Origin of the sequence: Klebsiella sp. P1954, assembly GCF_018199955.1 — a bacterium.
GTDB lineage: Bacteria > Pseudomonadota > Gammaproteobacteria > Enterobacterales > Enterobacteriaceae > Klebsiella > Klebsiella pneumoniae.
Genome location: NZ_CP073373.1, coordinates 4,537,084 through 4,558,154 on the forward strand (window position 1 = coordinate 4,537,084; position 21,071 = coordinate 4,558,154).

Sequence of the window (21,071 nt, forward strand, 5' to 3'; positions counted from 1 at the left end):
TTTATTTCACGCCCTACCGTGCTACAGGAGTCACAACATGGAAATGACCAATGCGCAGCGTCTGATTTTATCCAATCAGTACAAAATGATGACGATGCTCGACCCGGATAATGCGGAACGCTACCGTCGTCTGCAAACCATCATAGAGCGAGGGTATGGGCTACAGATGCGTGAACTGGACCGCGAGTTTGGCCAGCTGACGGAAGAAACCTGCCGTACCGTTATTGATATCATGGAGATGTACCACGCGCTGCACGTCTCCTGGACCAACCTGAAAGACGCGGCGGGTATCGATGAACGCCGGGTCACCTTCCTCGGATTTGATGCCGCCACCGAAGCGCGTTATCTCGGCTATGTGCGTTTTATGGTCAACGTTGAAGGCCGCTACAGCCATTTTGACGCCGGTACCCATGGCTTTAACTCGCAGACTCCGATGTGGGAGAAATATCAGCGGATGCTGAGCGTCTGGCACGCTTGCCCGCGCCAGTATCATCTGAGCAGTAATGAAATTAATCAAATTATCAACGCCTGAGGGAGGTGCCCGTGCAGTGTAAAGGTTTCCTGTTCGATTTAGACGGGACGCTGGTGGATTCCTTGCCGGTGGTGGAGCGTTCATGGTGCAAGTGGGGGGATCGTTTCGCCATTGACCATGATGAAATTCTCAGTTTTATTCACGGCAAGCAGGCCATTACCTCCATTCGCCATTTTATGCCGGGGCGCAGCGAGGAGGATATCCAGGCCGAATTTCGCTACCTCGAGCAGATAGAAGCCACTGATATTGAGGGTATCGTCGCGCTGCCGGGGGCATTAGCCCTGCTGAATACGCTCAATGAGGCCGGGATCCCGTGGGCGATTGTCACCTCCGGCTCGATTCCGGTTGCCCACGCGCGTCACCGCGCGGCGGGCCTGCCGATGCCTGAGGTGTTCGTCACCGCCGAGCAGGTGAAACACGGCAAACCGGCGCCGGACGCCTATCTGCTGGGCGCCGAGCGGCTGGGTCTGCCTGCCGGGGAGTGCGCGGTGGTGGAAGATGCGCCGGCGGGGCTCCTCTCCGGACTGGCGGCCGGCTGTCGCACTATCGCGGTCAACGTGCCCGCCGATGCCCCTCGCCTGGATGAAGCCGACCTCGTGCTGAGCAGCCTGGAAGATCTGGTGGTTGAACGCCAGACTGACGGCGTGGTAAATGTGCGTCTTAAAGCGTAAACCCATGATTTCGCCCCGCGTCGTCGGGGCTTTTTTATGCCACTATGTCGACTCCCACTTGTGACAAGGAAACGTTGTGAACGGTGAATTGATTTGGGTTTTATCCCTCCTGGCCATCGCGGTTGTGCTGTTTGCTACCGGCAAGGTGCGCATGGATGCTATCGCCCTGATGGTCATTGTCGCCTTTGTCCTCAGCGGAACGCTGACGTTAAATGAAGCTTTTTCCGGATTCAGCGATCCTAACGTGATCCTGATTGCCGCCCTGTTTATTATCGGCGATGGCCTGGTGCGCACCGGAGTCGCCACCAAAATGGGGGCCTGGCTGGTGAGCGTGGCGGGGAACAGCGAAACCAAAATGCTGATCTACCTGATGCTCACCGTCGCCGGTCTGGGCGCGTTTATGAGCTCCACCGGGGTGGTCGCCATTTTCATCCCGGTGGTACTTAGCGTCTCGGCGCGGATGAATACCTCGCCATCGCGGCTGATGATGCCGCTGAGCTTCGCCGGGCTTATCAGCGGGATGATGACCCTGGTGGCGACGCCGCCCAACCTGGTGGTCAACAGTGAATTGCTGCGCGAGGGACTGCACGGCTTCAGCTTTTTCAGCGTCACGCCGATTGGCCTGGTGGTGCTGATCCTGGGCATCGTCTATATGCTGGCGGTGCGCTTTATGCTGAAGACGGATAATGGCGACTCCGCACGCGATGGGCGAAAAAGAAGCACCTTCCGCGATTTGATCCGCGAATATCACCTCACCGGCCGCGCTCGCCGGCTGGCCATCCGCCCGGGTTCGCCGATGATCGGTCAGCGGCTGGATGATTTAAAGCTGCGTGAGCGCTACTGCGCCAACGTGATCGGCGTTGAACGCTGGCGGCGGTTCCGCCGGGTAATTGTCAACGTCAACGGGGTATCGGAATTTCGCGCCCGCGACGTCCTGCTAATCGATATGTCCGCCTCCGATGTCGATTTACGCCAGTTCTGCGGCGAGCAAATGCTTGAGCCGATGGTATTGCGCGGCGAGTATTTTGCCGATCAGGCGCTGGATGTGGGGATGGCGGAGGTGGCGCTGATCCCGGATTCAGAGATGATTGGCAAAACGGTGCGTGAGATAGCCTTCCGCACCCGGTTTGGTCTCAATATCGTCGGCATGAAGCGCGATGGCAAAGCGATGGATGGTTCGGTGGTCGACGAGCCGCTGCAGCTCGGCGATATCCTGCTGGTGGTCGGCAACTGGCGGCAAATTGCCTTGCTGGCGAAGCGCGGCCGGGATTTCGTGGTGCTCAATATGCCGGTTGAGGTCGATGACGCTTCGCCGGCCCACAGCCAGGCTCCGCATGCGATTTTCTGCCTGGTGCTGATGGTAGCCCTGATGCTCACCGATGAAATTCCCAACCCGATTGCCGCGATTATCGCCTGTCTGCTGATGGGCAAATTCCGCTGCATCAATGCCGAAAGCGCCTACAAGGCGATCCACTGGCCGAGCATTATTTTGATTGTTGGGATGATGCCGTTTGCCCTGGCGCTGCAAAAAACCGGCGGGGTGGATCTGGTGGTGAAGGGACTGATGGATGTCGCCGGAGGCGAGGGGCCTTATCTGATGCTCGGCTGCCTGTTCGTGATGTGCGCGGCGATTGGGCTGTTTATCTCAAACACCGCCACGGCGGTGCTGATGGCGCCTATTGCCTTAGCGGCGGCGAAGTCAATGGGCGTCTCACCCTATCCTTTTGCCATGGTGGTGGCGATGGCGGCTTCGGCGGCGTTTATGACCCCGGTCTCCTCGCCGGTTAACACCCTGGTGCTTGGCCCGGGCAAGTACTCATTTAGCGATTTTGTCAAAATAGGCGTGCCCTTTACCATACTGGTGATGGTGGTCTGCGTCCTGCTGATCCCGGTACTGTTTCCGTTTTAAGATATTCTGGCCGGGTAGAGCACAACCGCCGCCCGGCCAGAACCTTACAGCGGCGAATCCTGGCTAATTTCGTCCAGCGACAGCTGGAAGCTTGGGACGAACACTTGCATAAAGTAATCCATCTCCGCGCTGCGCCGCGATGCCAGGGTCTTTTCCAGCCGACCTTTGGCCAGCAGAAATTCGTTATTGCCTGCAGACAGCTCTTCGAGGCACTTCAGGTAAGCGCAGAGGGCGTCAGCCTGTTTAACGATCGACTGCTCTTCCTCACTGTAGTGATGCTCATCAATCAGCGGCTCGAAAATATCGCGCAGCTCGTCAGGGACCATATCCACCAGCTTTTGCTGAGCAATTTTCTCAATCGCCTTATATTCCTGGGCAATCTGGGAGTTGAAATATTTCACCGGAGTAGGGAGGTCGCCAGTTAGTACTTCCGAGGCGTCATGGTACATCGCCAGCAGGGCGATACGCTCGGCGTTGACCTGGCCGCCAAATTTGCGGTTTTTAATCGCCGCCAGCGCGTGGGCGACCATCGCCACCTGCAGGCTGTGTTCGGAGACATTTTCGGTGCGCACGTTGCGCATCAGCGGCCAGCGGTTAATCAGTTTCAGGCGGGAGAGGTGGGCAAAGAAATGACTCTGACTCATAGGGACCCTTAATCAGTGACAACATCGGGTTCCATTGTGCGCAGGGATCGCCGCCGGATGCAAATGCCGGCGGCGGCGCGATTAAAGCTGATGGTAGCCGGAGAGGAAGCGGCCAAAGCGGGAGATAGCCATCTCCAGGTCGTCTTCGCGCGGCAGGGTCACGATGCGTACGTGATCCGGCCACGGCCAGTTAAAGGCGGTGCCTTGCACCAGCAGGACTTTCTCCTGCAGCAGGAAGTCGAGCACCATTTTCTGGTCGTCATGAATATTGAAGCGTTTGGCGTCGATTTTCGGGAACATATACAGCGCGCCTTTTGGCTTCACGCAGGAGACGCCCGGAATATCGTTGATAAGCTCCCAGGCGCGGTTGCGTTGTTCATACAGGCGTCCGCCGGGGATGATGAATTCGCTGATGCTCTGATAGCCGCCCAGCGCCGTCTGGATAGCATGCTGGGCCGGCACGTTGGCGCACAGACGCATTGAAGCCAGCATCTCCAGCCCTTCGATATAGCCCTTCGCGTGTTTTTTCGGGCCATTCAGCACCATCCAGCCCTGACGGAAGCCGGCAACGCGATAGGTTTTCGACAATCCGTTAAAGGTCACCGTCAGCAGGTCCGGCGCCAGGGCGGCAATAGAGTGATGCTGGGCTTCGTCGTAGAGGATCTTGTCGTAAATTTCATCGGCGAAAATGATCAGATTATGCTGACGAGCGATCTCCACGATCTCCTGCAGCAATTCTTTGGAATAGACCGCGCCGGTGGGGTTGTTAGGGTTAATGATCACGATCCCGCGGGTGCGCGGTGTGATTTTTGCGCGGATGTCGTCCAGATCCGGGAACCAGTCAGAGGATTCGTCACACAGATAGTGCACCGCTTTGCCGCTGGAAAGCGACACCGCCGCCGTCCACAGCGGGTAGTCCGGGGCGGGAACCAGCATCTCATCGCCGCTGTTTAACAGCGCCTGCATCGCCTGCACAATCAGCTCGGACACGCCGTTGCCGATATAGATGTCTTCCACCGTGACATCGCGCATACCCCGGGCCTGGTAATGCTGCATGATAGCTTTACGCGCCGAGTACAATCCTTTCGAATCGCAGTAACCCTGGGCGGTAGGCAAATTGCGGATGACGTCGACGAGGATCTCGTCAGGAGCCTCGAAGCCGAATGGCGCCGGGTTGCCGATGTTCAGTTTCAGAACCTTATTGCCTTCTTCTTCAAGACGTTTGGCTTCTTTCAGAACCGGGCCGCGGATGTCATAACAGACGTTCTCTAACTTGCTGGATTTTTCGATGGGGGACATGAATCTTGACCTTTTAGCTGTTATCGCCACTCCCTGCCGTGGAAGTCAGCACGGAACAATGTACTCCCCCTCCCCGCTGTTTTGAAGGCTTTGCAGGAGAAGATTTTGCTAACGCCGGATTTTAAGCGCAATTGATTTATCTACCGATTGCGGATTTGGTCTGTGGCTTATGCCTTTTTATGTCGATTTTTTGGTCGTAAATATAGATTTAGTAGCGATTTTGCCATCATTTATCTCGTTTGTTTGCCCGGTAATATGGGGAGGGAGAAGGGGGAGTCGCTAAAAAACGCTATCCTGCATACAAGCGCGATTGGCTTGTAATTTTGATGTTAAATAATTTTAATAAAAAACAGCGTGCGACCACATTATTATTATTTTTAGCGGGTAATAATCTGAGGTTTGTTAATTAATATAAAATGTTGAAAAAAATTTAAAATTGTCTCAGTTAATCCTTATTAAGGCTTATAAAAAGGAGGGGGATAGGTTAGAATATCACCGTTAATATCCGTGTTAACCGCCAAGAACTGCGGTTGCATTGAGATTTAATATATTGTTATTACAGGATTTTATTGTTCCTTTTCTGCCGGAAAGTTACGCCAGAAGAGCGATTTTCTCAGCATCACTGACCGGGTTCCCGCGGCGACGTATGGCGCCTGGCTGGTCGTGGTAATAAATAATAATGAGAAATACGAACAATATATTACTCCGCAGTTCTGCGCATTTGCCCAGACGAGTACTTTGGCATGTAATAACGTTCGTCCAGTTGTTTATCCGCCGTCAGACGGTGAGCACGAGGCTCAGGGAATAGCCGGAAACCTGGCGTAAAGCATCAACAAGGCAGGTCAGCGTTAGCCACCTGTAAGTGAAGAAAGATGATTAATACAACACGTCCCATACTCAACCTCGATCTCGATCTGCTGCGTACCTTTGTCGCGGTCGCTGATTTGAACACTTTTGCCGCCGCCGCCGCCGCAGTGTGTCGTACTCAGTCCGCGGTCAGTCAGCAAATGCAACGCCTGGAACAGCTGGTGGGCAAAGAGCTTTTCGCCCGCCACGGCCGCAATAAGCTGCTGACCGAGCAGGGGATCCAGCTGCTGGGCTATGCCCGCAAAATTCTCCGTTTTAACGATGAAGCCTGTATGTCGCTGATGTATGGCAGCCTGCAGGGGGCTCTGAGCATCGGTGCGTCAGAAGAAACGGCTGACACCATCCTGCCGTTTTTGTTAAACCGCATCGGCTGTTTCTATCCCAGAATGACGTTGGAGATCAAAGTTCACCCCCATGCCGCCATCATGGAGATGTTGGCCGAGGGGCTGGTCGATCTGGCGTTGACCACCCATCAGCCTCCCGGCTTTACCTCTTTTACCCTGAGAACATCACCTACTCTCTGGTATTGCGCAGCGGAATATGTGCTGGCGAAGGGGGAATCTATCCCCCTGATCCTGCTCGAAGAGCCAAGCCCATTCCGCCAGGATATTATCGCCGCGCTGGAAACTGCTCGCGTCAGTTGGCATCTGGCCCACGGAGCTTCCTCGCTATCGGGCGTGAAAGCGGCGGTGAAGGCCGGGCTGGGCGTGACGGCGCGCCCGGTCGAAATGATGAGCCCGGATCTACGCGTGGCTGGCATCAGTGAGGGGTTACCGGCGTTGCCGGACACCCGGTACGTCGTCAGCTGCAATCCGCGGACGGTGAGCGAACTGCCGCAGGCGATTTTTCAGTCTCTGAGCCAGGAGATCCATCCCTGGGAAACGGGCACAGCACTTACTCCGGAAGAGGGAGGGAATACCTTGGTTTTGTAAGGGTATTCTTGCTAACAAAGATCACAAAAACTGGTAACAGAATGTAAGTGCCCAAAAAGAGCCTCAGGAGTTGGTTTCCCGCCTGGCGGCTCTTTTTTTTGCACTCTTATTGATGTTTTGAATCTATTTTGTATTTCTTTGCAGAAAAATCAGCGTATTGGCGTGACAAGGCGCTCAGCTTGTCGACTTTTCCCTGCACTTTCAACACTTCCTGCTAATGTTAAAAAACCGGATGGATTGTTGCCGATTTCCTGGGGTAATTAACAAAACCGTGTCGCAGATCAAGAAAATACCCCTCTTTGGGGGGAGGAATCGAGGCTAAATCCTGTCAAAATAGAAGGGATTTTTGATTTACGACGGAAACGGACACGATTCAACAACACTAAAACCGAACAGTATGCAAGGTTATTTCGCAGAAAAGGGCATTTAATGTTAATGAAAAGATTCCAATGTAAATTAATGTTATGAAAACTTTTGTTAAAGTTGACAAAAGGTTAAAGAAAGGGGTAAAAAGCCACGGCATCTGGGCTTCTCACATCGACCAGGGACGCTTTTTTGCACGGTTATTTTTTATTCCTCCCGTGAAACGCTGTGGCGTTCATCTGCCAGTAAGAGCAGAGGGTTTTGGCGCTACACTTTTTTGGTTAAGCAATGCGTATGTCAACATCCACTGAAGTCATCGCTCATCATTGGGCATTCGCTATATTTCTCATCATCGCTATCGGCCTGTGCTGCCTCATGCTCGTCGGCGGCTGGTACCTTGGCGGTCGCGCGCGCGCGCGTAGTAAAAACACGCCGTTTGAATCGGGGATCGACTCCGTCGGTTCGGCCCGCTTACGTCTTTCTGCGAAGTTTTATCTGGTTGCCATGTTCTTCGTTATCTTCGACGTGGAAGCCCTGTATCTCTACGCATGGTCGACCTCTATCCGCGAGAGCGGCTGGGTCGGCTTTGTGGAAGCCGCAATTTTCATTTTAGTGCTACTGGCTGGTCTGGTTTATCTCGTTCGCATCGGCGCACTGGACTGGACGCCTGCGCGTTCCCGTCGCACGCTGGTTAACCCGGAAACAGACAGTCCCACTAACCGTCATATGCAGTAAAAGCGAGGCAATAAGATGGATTATACGCTCACCCGCATAGATCCTAACGGTGAGAACGACCGTTACCCCCTGCAGAAACAGGAGATCGTTACCGATCCTCTGGAGCAGGAAGTCAATAAAAGCGTGTATATGGGGAAACTCGAACACGCGCTGCATGACATGGTGAACTGGGGCCGTAAGAACTCAATTTGGCCGTACAACTTCGGCCTTTCTTGCTGTTATGTGGAAATGGTGACGTCATTCACTGCGGTGCATGACGTTGCGCGTTTTGGGGCAGAAGTTCTGCGCGCCTCTCCGCGTCAGGCGGATCTGATGGTGGTCGCGGGAACCTGCTTTACCAAAATGGCGCCGGTTATTCAGCGTCTCTACGATCAGATGCTGGAGCCGAAGTGGGTGATCTCCATGGGCGCCTGCGCCAACTCAGGCGGGATGTACGACATCTATTCCGTCGTCCAGGGCGTGGATAAATTCATTCCGGTCGATGTGTACATCCCGGGCTGCCCGCCGCGTCCGGAGGCCTATATGCAGGCGCTGATGCTGCTGCAGGAGTCCATTGGTAAAGAACGTCGTCCGCTCTCATGGGTGGTTGGCGATCAGGGCGTTTATCGCGCCAATATGCAGTCGGAACGCGAGCGTAAACGCGGCGAACGTATTGCAGTGACCAATCTGCGGACGCCGGACGAGATTTAATTTGCGCCTGCGGGCGGGAGAACCACTTCGCAAATCAATCTACAACAGCGCGAAGTCTCGCCGGCAGTCACCACGGACCTTTTGCAATGGTGAACAATATGACCGATTTAACCGCGCATGACGCCGCACCAGCCTGGCAAACCCGCGATCACCTTGATGACCCGGTGATTGGCGAACTGCGCAACCGCTTTGGGCCGGATGCCTTTACCGTTCAGCCAACCCGTACCGGCGTACCGGTGGTATGGGTGAAGCGTGAACAGCTGCTGGAGGTGGGTGATTTCCTGAAGAAATTGCCGAAGCCTTACGTGATGCTGTTTGACCTGCACGGCATGGACGAACGTCTGCGCACGCACCGCGATGGCCTGCCCGCCGCGGATTTTTCCGTTTTCTATCACCTGATCTCCATCGATCGCAACCGCGACATCATGCTCAAGGTGGCGCTGTCGGAAAACGATCTGCATCTGCCGACCTTCACCAAACTGTTCCCCAACGCCAACTGGTATGAGCGTGAAACCTGGGAAATGTTTGGCATTACCTTCGATGGTCACCCGAACCTGCGTCGCATCATGATGCCGCCGACCTGGGAAGGTCACCCGCTGCGTAAAGATTATCCGGCGCGCGCCACCGAGTTCGACCCGTTTGAGCTGACCAAAGCCAAACAGGATCTGGAGATGGAGGCGCTGACCTTTAAACCGGAAGAGTGGGGCATGAAGCGCGGCACCGACAACGAGGACTTCATGTTCCTCAACCTCGGTCCGAACCACCCATCGGCGCATGGTGCGTTCCGCATTATTCTGCAACTGGACGGCGAAGAGATCGTCGACTGCGTACCGGATATCGGTTATCACCACCGCGGCGCCGAGAAGATGGGCGAGCGTCAGTCCTGGCACAGCTACATCCCGTATACCGACCGTATTGAATATCTCGGCGGCTGCGTCAACGAGATGCCGTACGTGCTGGCGGTGGAAAAACTGGCTGGGATCACCGTACCGGATCGCGTGAACGTGATCCGCGTGATGCTCTCCGAGCTGTTCCGCATCAACAGCCACCTGCTGTATATCTCGACCTTTATTCAGGACGTCGGCGCGATGACGCCGGTCTTCTTCGCCTTTACCGATCGGCAGAAAATTTACGATCTGGTGGAAGCGATTACCGGGTTCCGTATGCACCCGGCGTGGTTCCGCATCGGCGGCGTCGCGCACGATCTGCCGCGTGGCTGGGATCGCCTGCTGCGTGAGTTCCTCGAGTGGATGCCGAAGCGTCTGGACTCCTATGAGAAGGCCGCCCTGCGCAACACCATTCTGAAAGGCCGTTCCGTCGGCGTGGCAGCCTATACCGCCAAAGAGGCGCTGGAGTGGGGCACCACCGGCGCAGGCCTGCGCGCCACCGGTATCGACTTCGACGTGCGTAAATGGCGTCCTTACTCTGGCTATGAAAACTTCGACTTCGAAGTCCCGACCGGGGGGGGCGTCTCAGACTGCTACACCCGCGTGATGCTGAAAGTAGAAGAGCTGCGCCAGAGTCTGCGCATTCTTCAGCAGTGCCTCGATAACATGCCGGAAGGCCCGTTCAAAGCGGATCACCCGCTGACCACGCCGCCGCCGAAAGAGCGCACGCTGCAGCATATCGAAACCCTGATCACCCACTTCCTGCAGGTATCGTGGGGCCCGGTGATGCCGGCCAACGAATCTTTCCAGATGATTGAGGCGACCAAAGGGATCAACAGTTACTACCTGACCAGCGACGGCAGCACCATGAGCTACCGTACCCGCGTGCGTACGCCGAGCTTTGCGCACCTGCAGCAGATCCCGTCGGCGATCCGCGGCAGCCTGGTATCCGACCTGATCGTCTATCTGGGTAGTATCGATTTTGTTATGTCAGACGTGGACCGCTAATTATGCACGAGAATCAACAACCACAAACCGAGGCTTTTGAGCTGAGTGCGGCAGAGCGTGAGGCTATTGAGCACGAGAAGCACCACTACGAAGACCCGCGTGCGGCGTCCATCGAAGCGCTGAAAATCGTTCAGAAACAGCGCGGCTGGGTGCCGGATGGCGCGATCTACGCCATCGCCGATGTGCTGGGGATCCCGGCCAGCGACGTGGAAGGCGTGGCGACGTTCTACAGCCAGATTTTCCGCCAGCCGGTTGGCCGTCACGTGATCCGCTACTGCGACAGCGTGGTATGCCACATCACCGGCTATCAGGGTATTCAGGCCGCCATTGAGAAGAAACTGAATATCAAGCCGGGGCAGACCACCTTTGATGGCCGCTTTACCCTGCTGCCGACCTGCTGCCTGGGTAACTGCGACAAGGGACCGACCATGATGATTGATGAGGATACTCACAGCCATCTGACGCCGGAGGCAATTCCTGACCTGCTGGAGCAGTACAAATGAAAACCGTAATTCGTACTGCGGAAACGCATCCGCTCACCTGGCGCCTGCGCGACGACAAGCAGCCGGTGTGGCTGGACGAGTATCGCAGTAAAAATGGCTATGAAGGGGCGCGTAAAGCCCTGACCGGGATGGCCCCGGATGAGATTGTCACGGCGGTAAAAGACGCTGGCCTGAAAGGGCGCGGCGGCGCGGGCTTCTCCACTGGTCTGAAGTGGAGCCTGATGCCGAAAGACGAATCCATGAACATCCGTTACCTGCTGTGTAACGCCGATGAAATGGAGCCGGGCACCTATAAAGACCGCCTGCTGATGGAGCAGCTGCCGCACCTGCTGGTGGAAGGCATGCTGATCTCCGCGTTTGCGCTGAAAGCGTACCGCGGCTACATCTTCCTGCGCGGGGAATATATTGAAGCGGCCCAGCATCTGCGTCGCGCGATTGCTGAAGCCACCGAAGCGGGTCTGTTGGGGAAAAACATCCTCGGCACCGGGTTTGACTTCGAGCTGTTCGTGCACACCGGGGCAGGGCGCTATATCTGCGGCGAAGAGACGGCGCTGATCAACTCTCTGGAAGGCCGCCGCGCCAACCCGCGATCCAAGCCGCCGTTCCCGGCGAGCTCCGGCGTCTGGGGCAAGCCGACCTGCGTCAACAACGTAGAAACCCTGTGCAACGTGCCAGCGATCCTCGCCAACGGCGTCGAGTGGTACCAGAACATTTCCACCAGCAAAGATGCTGGCACCAAGCTGATGGGCTTCTCCGGCCGGGTGAAGAATCCGGGCGTCTGGGAGCTGCCGTTCGGCACCACTGCCCGCGAGATCCTCGAAGATTACGCCGGCGGTATGCGCGATGGCCTGAAGTTTAAAGCCTGGCAACCGGGCGGAGCAGGGACCGACTTCCTCACCGAAGCGCACCTCGATCTGCCGATGGAATTCGAAAGCATTGGTAAAGCGGGCAGCCGTCTGGGCACCTCGCTGGCGATGGCCGTTGACCACGAGATCAACATGGTCTCGCTGGTGCGCAACCTTGAAGAGTTCTTTGCCCGCGAGTCCTGCGGCTGGTGTACGCCGTGCCGCGATGGTCTGCCGTGGAGCGTGAAGATCCTGCGCGCCCTGGAGCGCGGCGAAGGCCAGCCTGGCGATATCGAAACCCTTGAGCAACTGTGTCGATTCCTGGGCCCGGGTAAAACCTTCTGCGCGCACGCGCCGGGCGCGGTCGAGCCGCTACAGAGCGCGATTAAATATTTCCGCGAAGAATTCGAGGCTGGCATTAAGCAGCAGTTCAGCAATACCCATGCAATCAACGGGATTCAGCCGAACCTGCTTAAGACGCGCTGGTAATCTAAAGGTTTTTTATTTTTGGAAGCACGCAAATGGCTACGATTCATGTAGACGGCAAAGAATACGAGGTCAACGGGGCGGACAACCTGCTAGAGGCTTGTCTCTCTCTTGGTCTTGATATTCCCTACTTTTGCTGGCACCCGGCGCTAGGGAGCGTCGGTGCTTGCCGCCAGTGTGCGGTGAAGCAATATCAGAACGCGGAAGACACGCGTGGTCGCCTGGTGATGTCCTGTATGACTCCGGCATCCGACGGCACCTTTATTTCTATCGACGACAGCGAAGCGAAGCAGTTCCGCGAAAGCGTGGTGGAGTGGTTGATGACTAACCACCCGCACGACTGCCCGGTCTGCGAAGAGGGCGGCAACTGCCACCTGCAGGATATGACGGTGATGACCGGTCATAGCTTCCGCCGCTATCGTTTCACCAAGCGTACCCACCGCAATCAGGATCTGGGGCCGTTTATTTCGCACGAAATGAACCGCTGCATCGCCTGCTACCGCTGCGTGCGCTACTACAAAGATTATGCCGACGGCACCGATCTGGGCGTCTATGGCGCGCACGACAACGTCTACTTCGGCCGCCCGGAAGATGGCACCCTGGAGAGCGAGTTCTCCGGCAACCTGGTGGAAGTCTGCCCAACCGGCGTCTTCACCGACAAAACCCACTCCGAGCGCTATAACCGTAAGTGGGACATGCAGTTTGCGCCGAGCATCTGCCAGCAGTGTTCCATCGGCTGTAACATCAGCCCGGGCGAACGCTATGGCGAGTTGCGTCGTATCGAAAACCGCTATAACGGTACCGTGAACCGCTACTTCCTCTGCGACCGCGGTCGTTTCGGCTATGGCTACGTGAACCTGAAAGACCGTCCGCGTCAGCCGGTACAGCGCCGCGGCGACGATCTGATCACCCTTAACGCCGAGCAGGCGATGCAGGGGGCGGCGGATATCCTGCGCCAGTCGAAGAAAGTGATCGGCATCGGCTCCCCGCGCGCCAGCATTGAAAGCAACTTCGCGCTGCGCGAGCTGGTGGGCGCCGACAACTTCTATACCGGCATCGCCAAAGGCGAACAAGCGCGCCTGCAGATGATGCTGAAAGTGCTGCGCGAGGGCGGGATCCACACGCCAAGCCTGCGCGATATCGAATCCTACGATGCGGTACTGGTGCTGGGCGAAGACATTACCCAGACCGGCGCGCGCGTGGCCCTGGCGGTACGCCAGGCAGTGAAAGGGAAAGCACGCGAAATGGCGGCGGCGCAGAAAGTGGCCGACTGGCAGATCGCCGCGATCCTCAACATCGGCCAGCGCGCCAAGCACCCGCTATTCGTCACCAACGTCGATGACACCCGCCTGGATGACATCGCGGCGTGGACCTACCGCGCGCCGGTAGAAGATCAGGCGCGTCTCGGCTTTGCTATTGCCCATGCGCTGGACGACAGCGCGCCGGCGGTTGACGGCCTGAGCCAGGACCTGCAGGGTAAAGTCGACGTTATCGTTCAGGCGCTGGCCGGGGCGAAAAAACCGCTGATCATCTCCGGGACCAACGCCGGCAGCATGGAGATCATCCAGGCCGCCGCTAACGTGGCGAAAGCTCTGAAAGGCCGCGGCGCCGATGTCGGGGTGACCATGGTCGCCCGGGCGGTTAACAGCGTCGGACTGGGCATGATCGGCGGCGGCTCGCTTGAAGAGGCGCTGGACGAACTGGAAAGCGGCGCCGCAGACGCGGTTATCGTGCTGGAAAACGACCTTCACCGTCATGCTTCCGCCGCGCGCGTTGACGCTGCGCTGGCGAAAGCGCCGCTGGTGATGGTGGTGGATCATCAGCGCACCGCGATTATGGACAAAGCGCACCTGGTGCTCTCCGCGGCAAGCTTTGCGGAAAGCGACGGTACCGTGGTGAACAACGAAGGCCGCGCCCAACGTTTCTTCCAGGTTTACGATCCGGCTTACTACGACGCGAAAACCGTAATGCTGGAAAGCTGGCGCTGGCTGCATTCGCTGCACAGCACCGTCAACAACCGTCAGGTTGACTGGACTCAGCTGGACCACGTCATTGATGCGGCGATTGCCGCGCTGCCGCAGCTGGCGGGCATTAAAGACGCCGCGCCGGATGCGACCTTCCGCATCCGCGGCCAGAAGCTGGCGCGTGAACCGCACCGCTACAGCGGCCGCACGGCGATGCGCGCTAACATCAGCGTGCACGAGCCGCGTCAGCCGCAGGATAAAGACACGATGTTCGCCTTCTCCATGGAAGGGAACAACCAGCCGTCCGCCCCGCGTTCGCAGATCCCGTTCGCCTGGGCGCCGGGCTGGAACTCCCCGCAGGCATGGAACAAGTTCCAGGATGAAGTGGGCGGGAAACTGCGCCACGGCGATCCGGGCGTTCGTCTGTTTGAAGCGTCCGCCAGCGGACTGGAGTACTTCACGGCGGTGCCGGCCAGCTTCCAGGCGGAAGAGGGCAAATGGCGAATTGCGCCGTACTACCATCTGTTCGGCAGCGATGAGCTGTCTCAGCGCGCGCCGGTGTTCCAGAGCCGGATGCCTGAGCCGTACATCAAGCTGAACCCGGCGGATGCCGCGAAGCTTGGCGTCAACCCAGGCGCAATGCTCTCCTTTAGCGTGGAAGGCCAGACCCTGCGTCTGCCGCTGGTTATCTCTGAAGGCCTGACCGCGGGACAGGTTGGCTTACCGATGGGCATGCCGGGCATTGCGCCGGTGCTGACCGGATCGCGTATTGATTCACTGCAGGAGGCGAAAGCATGAGCTGGTTAACGCCGGATCTTATCGACATTCTGTTAAGCATCCTGAAGGCCGTGGTCATTCTGCTGGTGGTTGTCACCTGCGGCGCGTTCATGAGCTTCGGCGAGCGTCGTCTGCTCGGCTTGTTCCAGAACCGCTACGGACCTAACCGCGTCGGCTGGGGCGGTTCGCTGCAGCTGGTCGCCGACATGATCAAGATGTTCTTTAAAGAGGACTGGATCCCGCGCTTCTCCGATCGCGTGATCTTTACTCTGGCGCCGGTTATCGCCTTTACCTCGCTGCTGCTGGCCTTCGCTATCGTGCCGGTTAGCCCGACGTGGGTGGTGGCCGACCTGAACATCGGCATCCTCTTCTTCCTGATGATGGCAGGCCTGGCGGTCTACGCGGTGCTATTCGCCGGTTGGTCGAGCAATAACAAATACTCGCTGCTGGGGGCGATGCGTGCTTCCGCGCAGACCCTGAGCTACGAAGTGTTTCTCGGTCTCTCCCTGATGGGCGTGGTGGCGCAGGCGGGGTCATTCAATATGACCGATATCGTTAACAACCAGGCGCATCTGTGGAACGTTATCCCGCAGTTCTTCGGCTTCGTGACTTTCGCCATCGCCGGCGTGGCGGTGTGTCACCGTCACCCGTTCGACCAGCCGGAAGCGGAGCAGGAACTGGCCGATGGTTACCACATTGAATATTCCGGCATGAAATTCGGTCTGTTCTTCGTCGGGGAATACATCGGTATCGTCACCGTTTCAGCGCTGATCGTCACGCTGTTCTTCGGCGGCTGGAATGGCCCGTGGTTACCTCCTTTCATCTGGTTCGCGCTGAAAACCGCGTTCTTCATGATGATGTTCATTTTGATCCGCGCATCATTACCGCGTCCGCGCTATGACCAGGTAATGTCCTTTGGCTGGAAGGTATGCCTGCCGTTAACGCTGGTCAACTTGTTGGTAACGGCGGCTGTCATTCTCTGGCAGGCGCAATAAGGGGTGAATTGAACATGACCTTAAAAGAATTATTGGTGGGGTTCGGCACCCAGGTCCGTAGTATCTGGATGATTGGCCTGCATGCCTTCGCCAAACGTGAAACCCGGATGTATCCGGAAGAGCCGGTCTACCTGCCGCCGCGCTATCGCGGCCGCATCGTGCTGACCCGCGATCCGGACGGTGCTGAGCGCTGCGTCGCCTGTAACCTGTGTGCGGTAGCCTGCCCGGTGGGCTGTATCTCGCTGCAGAAAGCAGAGACGGTAGACGGCCGCTGGTATCCGGAGTTCTTCCGCATCAACTTCTCACGCTGCATCTTCTGCGGCCTGTGCGAAGAAGCGTGCCCGACCACGGCGATCCAGTTGACCCCGGACTTCGAGCTGGGTGAATACAAGCGTCAGGATCTGGTGTACGAAAAAGAGGATCTGCTGATTTCCGGTCCGGGCAAATACCCGGAATATAACTTCTACCGGATGGCGGGTATGGCAATCGACGGCAAAGATAAGGGCGAAGCGGAAAATGAAGCTAAGCCAATCGACGTCAAGAGCCTGTTACCGTAAGGAGAGGGGCAATGGAATTCGCTTTTTATATCTGTGGCCTGATAGCCATCCTCGCAACCTTGCGGGTCGTCACCCACACCAATCCGGTGCATGCGCTGCTGTACCTGATTATTTCGCTGCTGGCGATTGCCGGGGTGTTCTTCTCGCTGGGCGCGTACTTCGCCGGAGCGCTGGAAATCATCGTCTACGCCGGGGCCATTATGGTGCTGTTCGTCTTCGTGGTGATGATGCTCAACCTGGGCGGCACCGAGATCGAACAGGAGCGCAAGTGGCTGCAGCCGGGGATCTGGATTGGCCCGGCCATCCTCTCCGCGGTGCTGCTGGTGGTTATCGTTTACGCCATCCTGGGCATTAACGACCAGGGTATCGACGGTGCGGCGATTAACGCCAAAGAAGTGGGCATTGCGCTGTTTGGGCCGTACGTCCTGGCGGTGGAGCTGGCCTCCATGCTGCTGCTGGCGGGCCTGGTGGTTGCCTTCCACATTGGCCGCGAAGAGCGCGCCGGCGAGGTGCTGAGCAACCGTCTGAACGACAGCGACAAACGAAAAACGGAGGAACACGCATGATCCCCTTAACACATGGACTGATCCTCGCGGCCATCCTGTTTGTGCTTGGTCTGACGGGGCTGGTGATCCGCCGCAATCTGCTGTTTATGTTGATTAGCCTGGAAATCATGATTAACGCCGCCGCGCTGGCCTTTGTGGTGGCGGGTAGCTACTGGGGTCAGGCAGATGGTCAGATAATGTATATCCTCGCCATCAGCCTCGCGGCTGCGGAAGCGAGTATCGGCCTGGCGCTGCTGCTGCAGCTCCATCGTCGCCGCCAGAACCTGAACATCGATTCAGTAAGTGAGTTGCGTGGATGAACATGCTTGCCTTAACCATTCTTTTGCCATTGATTGGCTTTGTGCTGCTGGCCTTCTCCCGCGGGCGCTGGTCGGAAAATCTTTCCGCCGCCGTTGGCATGGGCTCGGTAGGCCTGGCGGCGCTGGTCACCGCGTACGTTGGCGTCGACTTTTTCGCTAACGGCAAACAGGCGGTCAGCGTGCCGCTGTGGACCTGGATGTCGGTCGGTGATTTCAACATCGGCTTCAACCTGGTGTTGGACGGCCTGTCGCTGACCATGCTCTCCGTAGTTACCGGCGTCGGCTTCCTGATCCACATGTTCGCCTCCTGGTACATGCGCGGTGAAGAGGGATATTCCCGCTTCTTCGCCTATACCAACCTGTTTATCGCCAGCATGGTGGTTCTGGTACTGGCCGATAACCTGCTGCTGATGTACCTCGGTTGGGAAGGCGTGGGCCTCTGTTCTTACCTGCTGATCGGTTTCTACTACACCGATCCGAAGAACGGCGCCGCAGCGATGAAAGCGTTTGTGGTGACCCGCGTCGGCGACGTGTTCCTCGCCTTCGCGCTGTTCATTCTTTATAACGAACTGGGCACCCTGAACTTCCGCGAAATGGTGGAGCTGGCGCCGCAGCACTTCGCTAACGGCAGCACCACGCTGCAGTGGGCGACGCTGATGCTGCTTGGCGGCGCGGTCGGTAAATCCGCCCAGCTGCCGCTGCAAACGTGGCTTGCCGATGCGATGGCGGGTCCGACGCCGGTCTCTGCGCTGATCCACGCCGCGACCATGGTCACCGCGGGCGTCTATCTGATCGCCCGTACCCACGGCCTGTTCTTGATGACGCCGGAAGTGCTGCATCTGGTCGGTATCGTCGGGGCGGTCACCCTGGTGTTGGCGGGCTTCGCCGCGCTGGTGCAGACCGATATCAAACGCGTTCTCGCCTACTCTACCATGAGCCAGATTGGCTACATGTTCCTCGCGCTGGGCGTGCAGGCATGGGACGCGGCGATTTTCCACCTGATGACTCACGCGTTCTTTAAAGCGCTGCTGTTCCTGTCGTCTGGTTCGGTCATTCTGGCCTGCCATCACGAACAGAACATCTTCAAGATGGGCGGCCTGCGCAAATCGATTCCGCTGGTATACGTCTGCTTCCTGGTGGGGGGCGCGGCGCTGTCCGCACTGCCGCTTATCACCGCAGGCTTCTTCAGTAAGGATGAGATTCTGGCAGGCGCGATGGCCAATGGCCATATCAATCTGATGGTGGCAGGCCTGGTCGGCGCCTTTATGACCTCGCTGTACACCTTCCGGATGATTTTCATCGTATTCCACGGTAAAGAGCAAATTCACGCGCACGCAGGGAAGGGGATTACCCATCATCTGCCGCTGATTGTGCTGCTGGTACTATCCACCTTCGTTGGCGCGCTGATTGTGCCGCCGCTGGAAGGCGTACTGCCGCAGACCACTGAGCTCGCCCACGGTAGCGTGATGACGCTGGAGATTGCCTCCGGGATCATCGCCATTGCCGGGATTCTGATCGCTGCATGGCTGTGGCTGGGCAAACGCACGCTGGTGACCTCCATCGCCAACAGTGCGCCTGGCCGCTTCTTCGGTACCTGGTGGTTCCATGCCTGGGGCTTCGACTGGTTATACGACAAGGTGTTCGTAAAACCATTCCTCGGTATTGCCTGGCTGCTGAAACGCGATCCGCTGAACTCGTTGATGAATATCCCGGCGATCCTTTCCCGCTTCGCAGGCAAAGGCCTGCTGGTGAGCGAGAACGGTTATCTGCGCTGGTATGTGGCTTCAATGAGCATCGGCGCGGTGGTGGTGCTGGCGCTGCTGATGGTATTGCGTTGATTTGATCGCGCGGTTTTGCCCGGTGGCGCTTCGCTTACCGGGCCTACGAGACCGTAGGTCGGGTAAGCGAAGCGCCACCCGACACAACAAACCGCACTCAAACGTGAATGTAGTCGAATTCGTTGAAAATCGGTCCTGAACGGGACTTTAACAAGGAATAAAAATCGCCATGTTACTACCCTGGCTAATATTAATTCCCTTTATCGGCGGCTTCCTGTGCTGGCAGACCGAACGCTTTGGCGTGAAAGTGCCGCGCTGGATCGCGCTGATTACCATGGGACTGACGCTGGTGCTTGGCCTGCAGCTGTGGATGCAGGGCGGCTATTCTCTGACGCAATCCGCGGGTATTCCGCAATGGCAGTCGGAATTCGTGCTGCCGTGGATCCCACGCTTCGGCATTAGCATCCATCTGGCGATCGACGGACTGTCGCTGCTGATGGTGGTGCTGACCGGTCTCCTCGGCGTGCTGGCGGTGCTCTGTTCGTGGCGTGAAATCGAAAAATACCAGGGCTTCTTCCACCTCAACCTGATGTGGATCCTGGGCGGCGTTATCGGCGTGTTCCTCGCCATCGACATGTTCCTGTTCTTCTTCTTCTGGGAAATGATGTTGGTGCCGATGTACTTCCTGATCGCGCTGTGGGGCCACAAAGCCTCGGACGGTAAAACGCGTATCACAGCGGCCACCAAGTTCTTCATCTATACCCAGGCGAGCGGTCTGGTGATGCTGATTGCCATTCTGGCGCTGGCCTTCGTCCACTTCAACGCCACCGGCGTGTGGACCTTCAACTATGAAGATCTGCTGAAAACCCCGATGTCTCACGGCGTGGAATACCTGCTGATGCTCGGCTTCTTCATCGCCTTCGCGGTGAAAATGCCGGTGGTGCCGCTGCACGGCTGGCTGCCGGACGCTCACTCCCAGGCGCCGACCGCCGGCTCTGTCGACCTCGCGGGGATCCTGCTGAAAACCGCCGCCTACGGTCTGCTGCGCTTTGCGCTGCCGCTGTTCCCGAATGCCTCCGCCGAGTTTGCGCCCATCGCCATGTGGCTGGGCGTGATTGGTATCTTCTACGGCGCGTGGATGGCCTTCGCCCAGACCGATATTAAACGCCTGATCGCCTACACCTCCGTGTCCCACATGGGCTTCGTGCTGATTGCTATCTACACCGGCAGCCAGCTGGCCTATCAGGGAGCGGTGATCCAGATGATTGCTCACGGTCTGTCCGCGGCGGGTCTGTTCATTCTGTGCGGCCAGCTGTACGAACGTCTGCACACCCGCGATATGCGCCAGATGGGCGGCTTGTGGAGCAAAATTAAATGGCTGCCGGCGATGTCGATGTTCTTCGCTGTCGCCACCCTGGGGATGCCGGGCACCGGTAACTTCGTCGGCGAATTTATGATCCTGTTCGGCAGCTATAAAGTGGTGCCGACGATCACCGTCATCTCCACCTTTGGTCTGGTATTCGCGTCCGTTTACTCGCTGTCGATGTTACATCGCGCTTACTTCGGTAAAGCGAAGAGCGAAGTGGCGGCGAAAGAGTTGCCGGGGATGTCCCTGCGTGAACTGTCTATCATCCTGCTGCTGGTGCTGCTGCTGGTGCTGTTGGGCTTCTTCCCGCAGCCGATCCTCGACACCTCGCATGCTGCGATGAGCAACATTCAGCAGTGGTTTGTTAATTCTGTTTCTACTACAAGGCCGTAATTCGC

At 57.4% G+C, this 21,071-nt stretch carries 18 protein-coding genes; 16 read left to right on the forward strand and 2 right to left on the reverse strand.

The features are described 5' to 3' along the window. The first annotated feature begins 37 nt into the window (after window positions 1-37). The 3 genes from KB890_RS21965 (at window position 38) to KB890_RS21975 (ending at window position 3,112) form a co-directional block, all read left to right on the forward strand. Window positions 38-532 (forward strand): YfbU family protein, encoded by a 495-nt coding sequence (locus tag KB890_RS21965; protein ID WP_002913193.1) that lies wholly within the window; start codon window positions 38-40, stop codon window positions 530-532. A gap of 11 nt (window positions 533-543) precedes the next feature. Beyond that, window positions 544-1,203: a sugar phosphatase gene (locus KB890_RS21970; RefSeq protein ID WP_004174996.1), complete on the forward strand. Its 660-nt coding sequence runs from the start codon at window positions 544-546 to the stop codon at window positions 1,201-1,203. A 76-nt stretch (window positions 1,204-1,279) separates the two neighbouring features. Further along, the gene (locus KB890_RS21975; protein ID WP_004180741.1) at window positions 1,280-3,112 is read left to right on the forward strand and encodes an SLC13 family permease; all 1,833 of its coding nucleotides are present in this window, start codon (window positions 1,280-1,282) and stop codon (window positions 3,110-3,112) included. A gap of 44 nt (window positions 3,113-3,156) precedes the next feature. Here KB890_RS21975 and yfbR read toward each other — a convergent pair whose 3' ends face one another. Continuing rightward, on the reverse strand, window positions 3,157-3,756 hold the full coding sequence (yfbR, locus tag KB890_RS21980; RefSeq protein ID WP_002913188.1) for a 5'-deoxynucleotidase: 600 nt from the start codon (window positions 3,754-3,756) through the stop codon (window positions 3,157-3,159). 81 nt (window positions 3,757-3,837) lie between these two features. Further along, a complete protein-coding gene (alaA, locus tag KB890_RS21985; protein WP_002913185.1) occupies window positions 3,838-5,055 on the reverse strand; it encodes an alanine transaminase AlaA in 1,218 nt (405 codons plus the stop codon). 872 nt (window positions 5,056-5,927) lie between these two features. Between alaA and KB890_RS21990 the strand changes: the two genes are divergently transcribed. The 13 genes from KB890_RS21990 (at window position 5,928) to nuoM (ending at window position 21,066) form a co-directional block, all read left to right on the forward strand. Continuing rightward, the gene (locus tag KB890_RS21990) at window positions 5,928-6,854 is read left to right on the forward strand and encodes a LysR family transcriptional regulator (RefSeq protein ID WP_002913183.1); all 927 of its coding nucleotides are present in this window, start codon (window positions 5,928-5,930) and stop codon (window positions 6,852-6,854) included. Window positions 6,855-7,505: 651 nt separating this feature from the next. Continuing rightward, complete coding sequence (nuoA, locus tag KB890_RS21995) at window positions 7,506-7,952, forward strand: NADH-quinone oxidoreductase subunit NuoA (RefSeq protein ID WP_002913181.1); 447 nt, start codon at window positions 7,506-7,508, stop codon at window positions 7,950-7,952. A gap of 15 nt (window positions 7,953-7,967) precedes the next feature. Beyond that, window positions 7,968-8,642, forward strand: a complete 675-nt coding sequence (gene nuoB / locus KB890_RS22000; protein ID WP_002913178.1) for an NADH-quinone oxidoreductase subunit NuoB — start codon at window positions 7,968-7,970, stop codon at window positions 8,640-8,642. Window positions 8,643-8,728: 86 nt separating this feature from the next. Further along, on the forward strand, window positions 8,729-10,537 hold the full coding sequence (gene nuoC, locus KB890_RS22005; protein WP_002913162.1) for an NADH-quinone oxidoreductase subunit C/D: 1,809 nt from the start codon (window positions 8,729-8,731) through the stop codon (window positions 10,535-10,537). Between the two features lie 2 nt (window positions 10,538-10,539). Beyond that, window positions 10,540-11,040 (forward strand): NADH-quinone oxidoreductase subunit NuoE, encoded by a 501-nt coding sequence (nuoE, locus tag KB890_RS22010; protein ID WP_002913160.1) that lies wholly within the window; start codon window positions 10,540-10,542, stop codon window positions 11,038-11,040. Further along, window positions 11,037-12,374: an NADH-quinone oxidoreductase subunit NuoF gene (nuoF, locus tag KB890_RS22015; protein WP_002913158.1), complete on the forward strand. Its 1,338-nt coding sequence runs from the start codon at window positions 11,037-11,039 to the stop codon at window positions 12,372-12,374. Before nuoE ends, nuoF begins: the two co-directional genes overlap by 4 nt. Window positions 12,375-12,406: 32 nt before the next feature. Beyond that, complete coding sequence (gene nuoG / locus KB890_RS22020; protein ID WP_004149179.1) at window positions 12,407-15,133, forward strand: NADH-quinone oxidoreductase subunit NuoG; 2,727 nt, start codon at window positions 12,407-12,409, stop codon at window positions 15,131-15,133. Then, a complete protein-coding gene (gene nuoH, locus KB890_RS22025; RefSeq protein ID WP_002913156.1) occupies window positions 15,130-16,107 on the forward strand; it encodes an NADH-quinone oxidoreductase subunit NuoH in 978 nt (325 codons plus the stop codon). The genes nuoG and nuoH overlap by 4 nt, the downstream gene beginning before the upstream one ends. Window positions 16,108-16,121: 14 nt before the next feature. Then, entirely contained in the window at window positions 16,122-16,664 is a 543-nt protein-coding gene (gene nuoI, locus KB890_RS22030) for an NADH-quinone oxidoreductase subunit NuoI (protein ID WP_002913152.1), read from the forward strand. An 11-nt stretch (window positions 16,665-16,675) separates the two neighbouring features. After that, window positions 16,676-17,230, forward strand: a complete 555-nt coding sequence (nuoJ, locus tag KB890_RS22035) for an NADH-quinone oxidoreductase subunit J (protein WP_002913150.1) — start codon at window positions 16,676-16,678, stop codon at window positions 17,228-17,230. Continuing rightward, window positions 17,227-17,529, forward strand: a complete 303-nt coding sequence (gene nuoK / locus KB890_RS22040; RefSeq protein WP_002913148.1) for an NADH-quinone oxidoreductase subunit NuoK — start codon at window positions 17,227-17,229, stop codon at window positions 17,527-17,529. Before nuoJ ends, nuoK begins: the two co-directional genes overlap by 4 nt. After that, entirely contained in the window at window positions 17,526-19,367 is a 1,842-nt protein-coding gene (gene nuoL / locus KB890_RS22045; RefSeq protein ID WP_004151106.1) for an NADH-quinone oxidoreductase subunit L, read from the forward strand. Before nuoK ends, nuoL begins: the two co-directional genes overlap by 4 nt. Window positions 19,368-19,536: 169 nt before the next feature. Next, window positions 19,537-21,066, forward strand: coding sequence for an NADH-quinone oxidoreductase subunit M (gene nuoM, locus KB890_RS22050; protein ID WP_004180733.1), 1,530 nt, complete (start codon window positions 19,537-19,539; stop codon window positions 21,064-21,066). The last annotated feature ends 5 nt before the right edge of the window (window positions 21,067-21,071 follow it).